Genomic DNA, 12,988 nt, shown 5'->3' on the forward strand with positions numbered 1-12,988 from the left:
GGTACAGAGAAAAGAAGGGCGCTTACCCGGTATGAGGGAGAGATAAAAAGCGTAGTTCTGCAAAATAATTTGACGCCATTACAATATGCCGCATTGCTGCGTAAGACCCAGACTGACCCACATTTTGCAAAAAAGGTAAAAAAGGATATCGATTAATGTATATCAGGTGGAGCTCTAAATTACAAGAAAATAAACCGTTAGACATCTAACTACACCATTATCCAATATTAAGAGTGAACTTGTCTTATTCAACAATGTCAAAATTTAGGAAGTTATTCCTCAAATCTGAAAATATGGAGGTATTTGTGAGCAAAAATCCAATTATCGCGATCAACCAATCCAAGGTAGCCAATCGACCGGAAAGCTACGCCACCATGATGAAAGTTGGCCCGAAAGTCTGTATTACTACCGCATCTCACCCGGGATTCTTAGGTTTTGAGCAATTACTGCAAACGGGCATCCATCCCATGGCCGGGCGGTATGGGGGTGGGGCAGTGGACATGCACGAAACACTCAATCCCATTTCCATGTTTCAATATACGGTATGGAAGGACGTGCAATCCCACGAAGAAATGCATCACGACAACTTCAAAGAGATTTTTGAGCTGTGCGGTCAATGCCTCGACATGGTTATTGAAGGGCCTTGGGAACCCTACTACGAGATCATCCGCTCCGATTTGCCCGCGCTGGTGGGTATGACCGACGTTCCCACAGCCTTGGGCAGCGCTTTTGCGCAGCAAAAAGAGGTTCCCAAGGTCGCCCTGGCCGCCAAACGCAGTATCGCCCTTGGCGACCACTGGATCATGGAGGGCCACGAAGAGCAATTTGAGGCGGGTGCGGCGGCCACCCTATCGTGGATGAAAGAAAACGTCCCAGGCATGATCGGCTGGATGATTCTGAAACAGTTTGGGGTATCGGCCATTGGTTCCTTTCAGCTGGATCCCAAGGGGATGCTCAAGGCGACCCTGGGGGCGAACCCTCCAGAATATAATACTAATCGCGGGAGCAAGGTCCCCCACACGCCGCCCATTCCCGGACAACGGCCCACCCAATATCTGGTGCACATGGAGTGGGAATCTCCCGAACACGCCCATATGGGGATAGCCCACGCCATGTTGGATTATGAACTACGCCAAATTCACAACGATGGCGTGCTCGCCCACTTGGATCGTGGCCCCTACTACCAATTCTTCGCGCCCATGATGGAACAGGGTCAGTGGCGCAAAAAGCTGGACCACTGAGGCCCGCCATGATCGTCTTATGGATCGGCACACGGCAGGCAGATCATTTTGGCCCCTCTCTTATTCCTAGGTAGGGGGCCAGCTCTTTTAGCTAACTCCGCGATTGCCTTACGAACTAGGCAAATACGGAACTGGTCTAGGACTATTGCGGTTAGAATAGACTCAACGAAAAGCATCACCCGGAAGGTTACTTGCGGGAGGGGCGGATGAGAAAGGTGCCATAAAGTAAAGTGTGGTTCCGTTCCAATTGGGGGCGATGGACGAGGCGCTGGCCGCGCAGACAGAGCTGACACTCTTTACGGCGGGTTTTTACGGTATCAGTTTCCTGCTGGGTGGAGCGGGAGATGCCGCTGCCGGGCAGCGGTCATGCCTATTCGGCAGTCCAGCAGATATTGCCCCTGGTCTTGACGCTGACCGGCGGCGGCCGTTCTCTGGAAGGTCTGCGGATGATCCACTCTGACTCGGTATTGCGGCGCCTACTCATCTGCCCAGTACGGATGGGACAGGGGAATGCTTGCGTATTGTGGACCATCGTGGGCAGCTTTGTGGTTTTTCCGAATGGGTGCCCACGATGCCAGAATGGTGTCGTGTTTTTCCCTTGGCGATTTTAGAACTTTTTGGTCATTCATTGGCTTAGCGAGCATCCTGCGCTCTTTTTACGGGAGATTGAGGATGCCGACACCGAGGATGACGATGAAAGCAATCATGGAGGTAATTCGTTTACACGCGGTTGGCCTGAGCCAGCGGCAAATTGCCCGCGCCTGTGGGCTCTCCAAAGGGGCTGTCGGCAAATATCTGCAGCGGGCGGAACAGGCCGCTGTGTCCTGGCCGCTGCCTGCGGATCAGGGCGAGGCGGCTCTGGAAGGACGGCTTTTCCCGAACAGAAACCCGCAGTGGCATCGGGCAAGGCCTTGCCGGATTTTGCCCAGATGCATACGGAGCTGCGGCGCAAGGGCATGACCCTGCAGTTGCTCTGGGAGGAATACGTCGCGGGGCATGCCGGGCAACCGGTGTATCAATATGCGCAGTTCTGCACCTGTACCGGCGCTGGGGAGAGCGTCTCAAACACAGCATGCGCCAGACCCATGTCGCCGGGGAGAAGCTCTTCGTGGACCATGCGGGCCTTACCGTGCCGGTCATCTATCCGAGTACCGGGGAGATCCGCCAGACACAGATCTTTGTGGCGGTGCTGGGGGCATCGCCCGCAAACCCAGGGCCTGAGCAAAGACGGGATTATGCCGATAAAGCTCAGTCACTTTTGACCTGTCCAATCAGTGGCAACTCTCCCAAGGGGGTGAGGGTTTCGGGGCCTCGGCGAAGGTGGAAAATCGTCGGTTGCTTGTACACCCATCAGGTGAACCTGAGAATAGTTGGTTATACAATTATAAACAATATCGTGAAGCAGTTTCGTGGAGCTGATGTCACCGATTCCCGCCAAATCAAATATGCCTCACAATCTTCTGTAATATTAATATGAATCGGACGTATGAAAACAAATCTGTCGCTAATAAACGACAAAAAACACGTGACGGGATTTGTCATAAAAATGATTAATTTCATATGCTTAGAAAAACAAATTATTTACGGTATTCTTTTCACAAAGCGGAATTCTACAGATATTAGCCACTTGTCTACAGGATTCATAACTAATATCGAGAATCAACTAAAGCCATTCATCTAACTTATTGTTTATAATAATTTGGCATGAAATATGCTTAGTGAGTACTGGCAATAAAAGGAGACTTCCCATGAATATGAAAAAATCTATTAAACCTATTTTGGTTGTGGTGAGTATGCTTGCGGCACTGGCTCTCGCGGGCTGTGGAGGCGGTCCAAGTACGACTGCCCAATCCGCACAAAACAACGCCCGCTCAGCTCAGCTTACCGCTAATAAAGCATTGGCGAAGGCCGATTCTCTCCAGAACGAGCAAAATCAGGCTCTGAATCAGGCAAATTCAGCTCAACGGACGGCTAATCAGGCGGTTCGAGAAGCCAGTGGCAGCGAATAGTTATCATTGATCGTTCACACCCCCACTAAAGGCAGTGGCAAATTGGTCCGTATGCTACCAAGAACAGCGCAGAACTCATGGGGCAAACTGAAGGCCTTGACGCGCTTTCAAAAGGTCGATTCCGTTCCGCATTGCTAACACGTTTACTCGGACATTTTAGCAAGAAGGAGGTCATTATGCGCAATAGTACAGCGGTATTATTGTCTATCGCCTTTTTATTAATATTTCCTGCCGCGGCATGGGCAAGTGATTTAATTCGCGGTGATAACTACATAGGCATATATGGGCAGGCTATTGGCAGCCCAGAATCATTCAATCCTATAAATACACAGGCACTTGCTCAGTCATTTCGCACCAAGAATCTAGTACATGGAGGAAATGCTTCAGGTGGCGTTGGTGTTGTTCTTTCTGGGCTGACCCGTGATAACGTGCTTCTCCATCTCGGGTTCAACTATGGGTTTAGCCCCACTATCAGCCAAGTGACAAGCTCAGGTGGACACTCACTCGCTTTTAATGCCCGGCTAGGTAAGGGGTTTAACCTGGAACGTGGTCTGGTAATTGGCCCCTATCTTGGGTATCAATACGCGCAGTTCAACCTGGATTATGATCATGGCCCCTATACAGCAGAAGAAAGCTATAACAATAACGCGATTGGTGGCGGTCTTTTTGTCGCTGCTGAACCATTACGAGACGTGACGCTCTCCGCGCATGCAGGCTATCTCGTGGGTATTTCCGAGACAAACCGCTTTCACGTCTCTAACCTATCGGTAACATCAGGCCGCGCGCTGAGCGCCAGCGTTCTGCAAGTCGGTGGGAAAATCAGCTATCGCTTTTTGCCCGATCTAAGCGCATTTGTAGGCATGGACTATGATCGCTATATGGCAGGAAAGCATTATGGACCTGTGGATGTTCGCACACGCCTCAACGTTCTCAGAGGACTTGTCGGTTTGGCCTACAATTTCTGATGTGCCAAATCTCAAGGAGTCGCCTGCAAATTGTCGTAGGGTACTCCTGGCACATCTAACACATAAATTATTGCGACGGATTGCAGGAGAGAAATGAAGAAATCATGGATAAGGGCAGCCATCTTCGGGTGTTTTATGATAGAGGGTCTTGCGGGATGTTCCTCAGTTAAGGATGGACCGGATGGCGGGCATACAGTGAGTTGGTATCTGCATCACCAGAGCAAAATGCGGGAGGAGCGTCAGTGGTGTGCCAACAGTGTCGATCGCAGCAAACTCACTTCCTGCCAAAATGCTGGCAAGGCTGGCGCCAAGGCTCTGGGCTACAACGCCAAAAAAGCTATGCAAAGTTTGGGTAATGATTTGCCTTGATTAGGAGTTAGTCGATGAATAGATTTCGTCACAAGAGATCCCTGTGTCGCGGCATGATCTTGATGCCAGTGGTATTTGCTACGGTGGGCGTTGCCCTAAGCGGGTGTGCTGCCGTGGCTGGCGCTGGCGTGGGAGCTGGCGGCGTTGCTGCCACCGAGGCGGGAGTATTTGCGGATTATCATGCTTATTATCCTAAACCTATGAACACGGTTAGGACGAGAGTTCTGCAAGTATTTCAGCAGATGGGCATTGCTTATCATGGGTATCATCAGGATAGTGCAGACCAGATCACTTTGTATGGGATTGGTGACGATCAGCGCAAGATCAGCGTCGTTCTCAATGCAACGGCTGCTGACATCACCAAGATAACCATGGGAGTAGGACTCTTCGGCAATAAGGTGCTTGCAAAACAGTTTTTCCACTTGCTTAGCCAAAGGCTCGGCGTACCTGCCACGGTCAAGCCCCCGTTGCTCTGATAATATTACGCTGCAAAGCGTACGTCTGGGTCTGTATCGATTCTTGCCCCTTTTTGTAACAGGAGAATATTATTTGTCCATGCCCTACCAGAAAGCCTTGCATATCTTGGTGACGGCATTTGCTGAAATCAGCATTCTCAGTATACCTGTGCTGATCTATTTCTTTTTCAGCATTATCCATATCTATACTGGTAACGTCTCCGAGCTGTCTTTGGAAATGTCCTTGATGTCGATTATTTATTACTCTGACTCAGTATTGGTGGGAAAGCGCATTGCGCATAGTACCTGGAATCTGGCAGTTAACGTCTGTCTCACTACGCTCATAATTTTTTCTTCCTCGTTATTTACCTTGGAATTGCTAGCTAACGGGACTAAGAATGCCGCGCTGATTTTTAAGAGCAATTCTGGGGCCTTTATGGATATGCAAACGGCAAATATCATCATGATAATTATGGGCTTCCTGGTAAATTTTTCGCTCCGGACCGTGGCCGATTGGCAGCATGAGGCCCAGCGATTGGTCAGACTTGGCGCTGGGGTTAGAGACTGACTTTCGCTATGCGCTCACACCTTGTTGATTGCGGTGGGTGGTGCGTCGCCAGAGTCACGTTCTGTTCATCGCGTCTAGACGCAAGACTTCAGGTATGGCGCGCACCAGTATTTTTCCGCATTCTGCGAAGAGTACGATGGCCTAGTGAGCGATATCGAATTTCGTGGGTCAGCCATTTTTAACATGATTCTGGCGGCACTCTGTTGGGGGGCAGGGAGAGTTTTATTGGTCGGTAGCCCATTGATAAAGATGATCCACATGTACGTCTAACCAACCCACCTTTTCATTCTCGGTAGTCGCTCCTGAAGTGTTCATTTAGTGCCTAGGCGAGGCTATGGCGACTAGCTCGAGGTGGCGCGTCATTCCCGAACGCCGACGCGGTGATGGTCACGGTCATGGGTTTGCACGGCCACTCCAACAGCCAGCGGCGCAGAGGACGGGGTGCAGGAAAGCGCCCAGGGGTTCTTTTGCACTGGTCATTTTGGACCTGGATGTGGGCGGGTTGTGCTCCGACTCCCGGCATACACGCCAACAACGGTGCGTTGTCGCTTGATATTGCGCGGCATGCGCCTGAACCGTCGGACTTGGGCATAGCGCCCCGCCGAAAGCCAAGTCGGCAACCTTCCTTGGCAAAGGTCTGTTTCATGGTAATCCCGGTCTCCTTGGCAGCCGTAACCGGCTTGCTGCAGGAAACTGCCAGAATCGACTATCGGTGGGTGGGCGATGGCCTTGCTCTGTACCGTGCTGTCCACAATCATCTGGCGCAGTTTCTGTTCGGGGCCCCCTCAGGCATTCTGACTCTACTCCAAAAGGGGCCGATAGAGAGCCTGACAAAGGATACTCGCATGCACTCCCCGCTTCGCCGTGGCTTCGGTGGTCGCAACTCGTCGTGTTACCTTCAGGGGACTGCCCGCCATGGCTTCGCTCTCTAGACTCGCGGCGGACGAGTTGATGTCTGTTGCCAATAGGCACTTATGGAGGTTAGACCTTCCCATGCGATTGCTTAACGGCTTTATAGACCACCGGCCCGTCCGCTCGGTGGCTAAGAATGATTGCGAGGCCTTAAATCCGCCAGGAGTCGGACACATACTGTTTTGCACATACCATAAGCTGTAAACACCCAGCATAATAATGAAATAGAATAGAAATTATATGCAGCTAATCCTAAAAAAAATATATGAAAAACTTCCGCGATTTTAACGCACGATAGGCTATACATTCCAATAGGAAAAACCATTGCCCAATAGCCCACCTCATAACGGATAGGAATCTTATGTACCAGATGCTTCCACACGCCGAGCAAACCCAGAAGCGGAATCCACCAAGTCGCGACGGTCCAATCTAACAAAATAATCGCCTTTATAAAAGGAATTAAGACAACTATAATAGAGGTATGGTTGCCATCTTGAACAAGTGTTGACCCCGCTACAGCGGAAATAGCGGCTGCTCCCATATTCACCCAATACGTGGGACTGAGATCTAAAGGTGAAATCGATATAAAAACAAGTCGATAACCGATGATTGAAATAATCCAGATGTAGAACGCTCCCCCTAGAAGCCAAGTTAATAGAGAGAGAAATATCAAAATACTAGTCTCGTGCATAAAAAACTTATGACTGATCACTATACAAAGTATGGAAACAGACTGCGTTGCCACTGTGGCCAATAACCATGCACCGGTTATTCTAGAAAATAGGGACGCGGGTTTTTGTACTCGTTTAATGGTTATAAAAGAGATACCGTATCCGATGACTATCAATGAAACAACAGCTACTATCCATAACACAACTCCGATGATAACATCGTTCCACACTAACTCAAGCTGAGTTCCCAAAACCACAGTACCAGCGATGAAGGAAAAATACCCAAAGTTTTTCTTCTGATTTAGAATATCTGATTTCGTTTCGCTTGTGAAATAGATCGCGCGCCACACATAAAAAAAGACAAGAACAAGATAAAAAATAATATTTATCGCTAGAAAAATATCCGCAGCAGTGCTAAATCCTAGAAGATACGACGTAATGGAATCGATCCCCGTAGCCATAACCAAGGAAAAATAGGACGGAGCCAATTTTTCGACGCGTATAAATCTGAAGAGATTCATTGGGAAATATTACAATATCAAGTGCCGCGCAATCTCGTCAGCATAGGTACACCAAGAATCCGCTTAATGCTCATAGTTCTCTCTACTGCAATTTGGCAGCATATAAATTAACATGTAATCTAGTGCTCGAATTCCGCAACATCAGACTCCAAAATATCGATAAATCCTTGCAATGCAGGAGACCTGCGTATTTTTTTTGGCGCGGACATATAGTGCGTATATATAATATCGTGATTAACTATGGGAATAGAAACGACATTCCAGTCTTGCCGATGTTTTGCAACTCTCTCACTGACGAAGCCGACCCCAAGGCCAGATTGGACCATAAAACCAACTGATTCTATATCTTCTACCTCAATCGTGTGTTTGGGTATAATTTTGGAATTAGTGAATTGTTTTTCAGTTGCTTTGCGGACTGCTGTGTGTGAGTCCCGCCAAATGATGGTCTCCTCTTTTAGCATGCTTACATCGATAACCGGTTGATCTGCGAGAGAATGATTTCTCGCCGCTATAAAAACTAATCCGTCGTCCTTCCATGGGCTGGATTCAAAATATGTGGGAAGCGCGGGCAATGACATTTCTGTTTCGTAGAACAATACATCAACAACATTCGGAGAAAAATCAGATATGTAGTTTTCCCCATTTTTTATATGTAAATTGATTCCAGGATATTCTATCTTAAACTTAACAATATATGGTAGAAGAAAGTAATTGGTTATCAGATTGGTGGAAAAAATAAATAGATCTCCATCCAATAGCGACTTCCTACGTGATACCATCCCGTCGATATTCGCCAGATTCTGTTTCAATTGCTTGATTTCCCCCAACAATAGCTCACCGAAGCGCGTAAGGGAAATCCCGTTTCCGTCGCGCTCATATAAGGGTTCCCCCACATACTCTGAGAGGTGTTTCAGCCGCTCCGAGATGGCGGATTGACCGCGATGCATTTTTTTGGCCGCATCCGTAACGCTTCCTTTCTCCGCCACTTCGAGAAACGTAAGTAACTGTTCTGCATCAATCATTGATTTTTCCGGTAACGTTATCTATAAAATCGGTTATACAGTACTTCCAGATGTACAGTAGTATAGTTCACGGGGCGTAGCAACATGCTTGGTGATACGCATAGATGGCTGGCAATGCAAAAGGAGTAGGGCGAATGAACACTACTGCTGTTGGTGACTCCTGGGCGGATGACCTGCCCAGAATAAGGTATCTTGTTGGTCCCGGTCAGCCTCATTCATACGTCCTTCTTCAATACCTCCCCGATGGCCGATCCGATGATGCACTACTGATCGTGTTGCATGTGGCAGTTTTGAAGCAATTAGATTGTGTATTGGCTAGCGACTACAAAAGAGTTGCCTGGATTTGTTCTGCCATCAGCGAGGTTTATGAACTTTCCACGGAAACAGTAGAGAGATACTTGAGAATTAAAATCTCTCAATTATCAAATGTTACTACAAGCTTTGGACCTGGAAGTCGCGGTAACGATATTTTTGTATTTCGTTCAAAATATCGTCCGAGTAGTTTTCCGTCCCAAACAGAAAAAAAATCGCAAAGGATTTGGAAAATAAGTTTCTAGATTTTGCCCTGCATCCTGTTATTACGATATCAGGCCGCACCATCCGCTATTCCCGAGGTAAACATGAAAATTAAAAGTGATGACATTATGGACTGTGATCTTTCTTCCGCTTATCTGCAAGATGTCGGCAAACGAGATCTTTTAACCCCGGATGAAGAGGTCTCCCTAGGGCGGCGAGTGCAATGTGGCGACCTGTCTGCGCGTCAACAAATGATCGAAGCGAACTTACGCTTGGTGGTCCATTTGGCGCGTCGATATCTAAATCGCGGGTTGTCTTTTGCTGACCTGATTTCTGAGGGTAACATTGGGCTTATTAGAGCTGTAGAAAAATTTGATCCGGAGAAAGGATTTCGTTTTTCTACCTACGCTGGATATTGGATCCGTCAGTCTATTGAATGGGCGTTAATGTGCCAAGTTAGAAATGTTAGAATACCCATACATGTCATGCGAAAAATCTACAAGATTCAAAAAACGAAGAGAGAGTTAGAACAGGAATCGTTTTGTGAAGTGAACTGTGACAATATTTCTGAGCGTAGCGGCTTGCCAAAAGATGAGGTCAGATATCTTCTGGAGCTAAATGTTTCGGAGGTACATCGTGAGTCTTCTGGAGCGATTGACGATGAGTCGGATTTTTGGATGTCAATCGGCGACTCTGTGGGTACAGGTCCTGAAGACGCCTGCGCGAACCATGAGCTCGCAAAACGATTGCAATTTTGGTTGGATCAGATTAGTGGCGTGGAGAGACTTACCTTACAGTTGCGTTTCGGTCTTAACGATAATCCTGTAGCCACCTTGGATGAGTTGGGCGGCCTGTTAGGCTGCTCTAGAGAGCGCGCGCGATGTTTGCAAATATGTGCGCTGGAAAAACTTCAGTCTCGGATTGAGAATGATGGATTACAAGGCTACGATTTGGTCGTCTGATTACTTTAGATAGGAAAAATCAAATGGGGCAGAATCTGCCTAGCAATCTACACATTGCCCAAGTAACCAGTTTCTAGAAAATACGGCTGTTAACTCTGCTATTACTTAGAGGGGAGAGGATGGCAAGCCAATTACGCGAGGGTCCGCCGCCCTCCATGCAATTCGTATCTTCCGGGCATGCGAGTCATGCCTACCAGATTCGTCCTCTGCGGGCGAGCGACGCTGCGGCAGTACGACAAATCTGCTGTGATACCGGATGTTTGGGACAACCGGTTGCACCGCTGTGCAGCGACGAGGAGCTTTTCGCATCTCTCGTTGTGGAGCCATATCTGGAATATGCACAGGACTGGGGCTTCGTCGCCGAACAAGATCATCAAATCGTCGGGTATCTCCTCGGTGCGCCACCGGGGTTTGATGCTTCGGTATTTCGCGTGGCTGCGCAGGCTACGTTGAAGATGCTCGCGCGTGCGGCTACTGGAAACTACCGTGACCATCCGCAAACTTTGCAGTTTTTGCACTGGCTTTTGTTTCGTAGTTATGGCGAGCGGCCTCTGCGTCCCGTCCACGCGGCGCACATGCACTTCAACGTGCGAAGCCCGGAGCGTGGGCACTTTCTTGGACTGCATCTCTGGCAGCGCTTTGAGACATTACTGCGTGACCGTGGGATTTCGCACTATTACGGAGAGCTCTTTTCCTGGCCCGGACATCGCCCAGAGCGGCCCTACCGACGCTACGGCCTGCAAGTGTATGACCGGGTGTCAACCAGCCTCTTCGATTCCGTCTGCGATCTGGATATCGAAAATATCTGCGTGTACAAGCGCATCGTTTGACATGGAAATCAATCTCCGCTTTTGGCTGGTTTTGTTCCTCGCTCTCGCTATCTCGTTCGTCCCGATCTTTTATTTTCTGAATGGTCAGGCCATTCATCTGATCAGCGAGATCAGCCCACTGCTCCTTCTGGGCCTGACGTGTCTGATGTTGTTCAGCTGGCTTGCGGAAGGCCTGCGCCTACATTTTATCTGTGCCGGAGTCGGGTTACGGATTCCCTTGCGCAGTGCCCTACCCTTGGTCATGTCTGCAGAATTTGCTGGGGCGGCCACACCGGCGGCTTCCGGCATGGGGGCGGCCTATCTGGTCTTTCTCCATCGCCGCGGGCTGAACATCGGCACCGCCGCAGCGGTCTTGCTCGCCATCGCCATTACCGATCTGCTGTTCATGATCTCCATCTTTCTCTTCTCCCTGTTCTACCTCGCGCTCTTTGACAATCGCCTGCCCGACGTCCGCGTCATTTTCTGGTTGGCATTGATCAGCTTCGTCACCGCAGTCCTCCTCTTTGTCATCTGGCATTTCGAGCGCCGCCGTATCGTCCGCAGTATCAATAAGCACTTTCTGCGTTTCTCCTGGTATCAACGCTACCGGAGCCGCATCGCTCTATTTTTTTCCCGTTTTTTCAGAGCGCTGGAACTTCTGCGCGAAATCAGCTGGCGGCAGCGGGCAATCATCTTTCTGAGCGCCGCCGGTTACTGGACGCCGCGCTATCTGGTTCTCTGGGCCTTGATGCGGTACGTGGGCGGCCAGATCAGCGTGCCCTATATCATCGTCAGCCAAACTCTGCTCAACCTCACCTCGCAACTGAGTTTCCTACCGGGGGGCGCGGGCAGCGTTGGCGCGGCATATGGTCTGCTCTTCGGCGGCAGTCTGCCCCAGGCCGACATTGCCTTCAGCCTCCTCGGCTGGCGCCTCTTTACCTATTACTGGTATCTCTTCGTCGGTATGCCCTGGTTTTTTTATGAATGGGGCTGCGGCAAAGATCACCCCGGCAAACGTCAGCATACAACCTAGGTGATTGTCCAAGACGTCCCCGGCTGCCGTTGCTGCATGACTGCGCGTTGTTAGAATAGGGGCTTACAGAGGTTTACCGGCCTTTGCTAAATAATATTGCGTTCGACGATCACTTCGGAATAGGCATCGCCCATTGCCACACACCGGGTTTGCCTGCCCCAAAAGCCGTCCTTGCTACGGTTTACCTGGTGGTAAAAATCCAGGGTGAGATCTGGCCGGGTAGTGATGTCTGCGGTGTAGAGCAGATTCATCAAAGACGCCGCAACCCCAACCATGAGATAATCCACCGGATGGTCCGCCGTTCCAAATTGACGCAAATGCCCAAGAGACTCATAGGGGAACCAGGCCCGAAGGATGAGGCGTTCATTGGGCACAATCTCGTGAATACGCCAGAGTCCCCAGCCCAGGGCATTGATACAGGCAACGATCCCGGATAACCAATCCTCACGGCACTGCAGTTGCGGAACGATCAACTGATACCAGGGATCCGAGCGCATGATGCCACCCATGGTATTGAAACCGCAGATATGCCCTGCCTCGATGAGGAGCGTGCTGGCAAGCTCCCGCCCTTGCAGGTGTCCGAACCGGTCCTTGTAATAGAACAGCGAAGGATACTCATACCACAGCATTTCCCCGAGATAGCGATGGGTACGCATGGCATCCGCGAGGTGCTCTTCGAAGCGGAAAGAAATGAGATTGTAGTAATCGGCGTAATGACGGGTGAGATAGACGCCAAAGGCGGGGATAAGACCTTCCTCGTTGCCGTACAACGGTAACGTTCCCACCGCCGCAATAATGGCGTCTTCGTCAATGTGCAGGCCGATGCTGCGCGGTGGTACCGCCTCCTGGTTCGGCAAAGATGGTGGTGCCGCAGACGAGAGCACAGCCAGCACGGAAGTCTCCACAGGGCGCAACACGAAATCTGTGTACTCGCC

Annotated in this window: 14 protein-coding genes and 2 pseudogenes; 13 read left to right on the top strand and 3 right to left on the bottom strand. The window is 49.8% G+C overall.

Features of this window, described 5'->3' with window-relative positions; translation table 11 throughout:
• The 9 genes and pseudogenes from AB4090_RS14050 to AB4090_RS14090 form a co-directional block, all read left to right on the top strand.
• Positions 1-156 (top strand): DUF4168 domain-containing protein (locus AB4090_RS14050; protein WP_369574528.1); only part of this gene is annotated, 156 nt, incomplete at its 5' end.
• 149 nt (positions 157-305) lie between these two features.
• On the top strand, positions 306-1,241 hold the full coding sequence (locus AB4090_RS14055) for a sulfur oxygenase reductase family protein (protein WP_369574515.1): 936 nt from the start codon (positions 306-308) through the stop codon (positions 1,239-1,241).
• Positions 1,242-1,473: 232 nt separating this feature from the next.
• Positions 1,474-1,701, top strand: a complete 228-nt coding sequence (locus AB4090_RS14060) for a hypothetical protein (RefSeq protein WP_369574516.1) — start codon at positions 1,474-1,476, stop codon at positions 1,699-1,701.
• Between the two features lie 233 nt (positions 1,702-1,934).
• Positions 1,935-2,442, top strand: a pseudogene (locus AB4090_RS14065) (sigma factor-like helix-turn-helix DNA-binding protein); the annotation flags it as partial.
• A 547-nt stretch (positions 2,443-2,989) separates the two neighbouring features.
• On the top strand, positions 2,990-3,250 hold the full coding sequence (locus AB4090_RS14070) for a hypothetical protein (RefSeq protein WP_369574517.1): 261 nt from the start codon (positions 2,990-2,992) through the stop codon (positions 3,248-3,250).
• A 77-nt stretch (positions 3,251-3,327) separates the two neighbouring features.
• A complete protein-coding gene (locus AB4090_RS14075; RefSeq protein ID WP_369574518.1) occupies positions 3,328-4,215 on the top strand; it encodes a hypothetical protein in 888 nt (295 codons plus the stop codon).
• Positions 4,216-4,308: 93 nt separating this feature from the next.
• On the top strand, positions 4,309-4,584 hold the full coding sequence (locus AB4090_RS14080; protein WP_369574519.1) for an EexN family lipoprotein: 276 nt from the start codon (positions 4,309-4,311) through the stop codon (positions 4,582-4,584).
• A 53-nt stretch (positions 4,585-4,637) separates the two neighbouring features.
• The gene (locus AB4090_RS14085) at positions 4,638-5,060 is read left to right on the top strand and encodes a DUF3568 family protein (protein ID WP_369574520.1); all 423 of its coding nucleotides are present in this window, start codon (positions 4,638-4,640) and stop codon (positions 5,058-5,060) included.
• Between the two features lie 73 nt (positions 5,061-5,133).
• The gene (locus AB4090_RS14090) at positions 5,134-5,607 is read left to right on the top strand and encodes a hypothetical protein (RefSeq protein WP_369574521.1); all 474 of its coding nucleotides are present in this window, start codon (positions 5,134-5,136) and stop codon (positions 5,605-5,607) included.
• A gap of 1,042 nt (positions 5,608-6,649) precedes the next feature.
• Here AB4090_RS14090 and AB4090_RS14095 read toward each other — a convergent pair.
• Together AB4090_RS14095 and AB4090_RS14100 are read right to left on the bottom strand one after the other, a co-directional pair.
• Positions 6,650-7,711, bottom strand: coding sequence for a tellurite resistance/C4-dicarboxylate transporter family protein (locus AB4090_RS14095; protein WP_369574522.1), 1,062 nt, complete (start codon positions 7,709-7,711; stop codon positions 6,650-6,652).
• Positions 7,712-7,830: 119 nt separating this feature from the next.
• Positions 7,831-8,733, bottom strand: a complete 903-nt coding sequence (locus AB4090_RS14100; protein ID WP_369574523.1) for a LysR family transcriptional regulator — start codon at positions 8,731-8,733, stop codon at positions 7,831-7,833.
• A gap of 134 nt (positions 8,734-8,867) precedes the next feature.
• On the opposite strand from AB4090_RS14100, the gene AB4090_RS14105 reads away from it, so the two are divergent.
• The 4 genes from AB4090_RS14105 (at position 8,868) to AB4090_RS14120 (ending at position 12,053) form a co-directional block, all read left to right on the top strand.
• A complete protein-coding gene (locus AB4090_RS14105) occupies positions 8,868-9,290 on the top strand; it encodes a hypothetical protein (protein ID WP_369574524.1) in 423 nt (140 codons plus the stop codon).
• 63 nt (positions 9,291-9,353) lie between these two features.
• Entirely contained in the window at positions 9,354-10,211 is an 858-nt protein-coding gene (locus AB4090_RS14110) for an RNA polymerase sigma factor RpoD/SigA (protein ID WP_369574525.1), read from the top strand.
• A 119-nt stretch (positions 10,212-10,330) separates the two neighbouring features.
• Positions 10,331-11,041 (top strand): hypothetical protein, encoded by a 711-nt coding sequence (locus AB4090_RS14115; RefSeq protein ID WP_369574526.1) that lies wholly within the window; start codon positions 10,331-10,333, stop codon positions 11,039-11,041.
• A 1-nt stretch (position 11,042) separates the two neighbouring features.
• Complete coding sequence (locus AB4090_RS14120; protein ID WP_369574527.1) at positions 11,043-12,053, top strand: YbhN family protein; 1,011 nt, start codon at positions 11,043-11,045, stop codon at positions 12,051-12,053.
• An 86-nt stretch (positions 12,054-12,139) separates the two neighbouring features.
• Here AB4090_RS14120 and AB4090_RS14125 read toward each other — a convergent pair.
• Positions 12,140-12,988: pseudogene (locus AB4090_RS14125) on the bottom strand (hypothetical protein); the annotation flags it as partial.

This window comes from Acidithiobacillus sp. IBUN Pt1247-S3, assembly GCF_041146875.1.
Taxonomy (GTDB): domain Bacteria; phylum Pseudomonadota; class Gammaproteobacteria; order Acidithiobacillales; family Acidithiobacillaceae; genus Igneacidithiobacillus.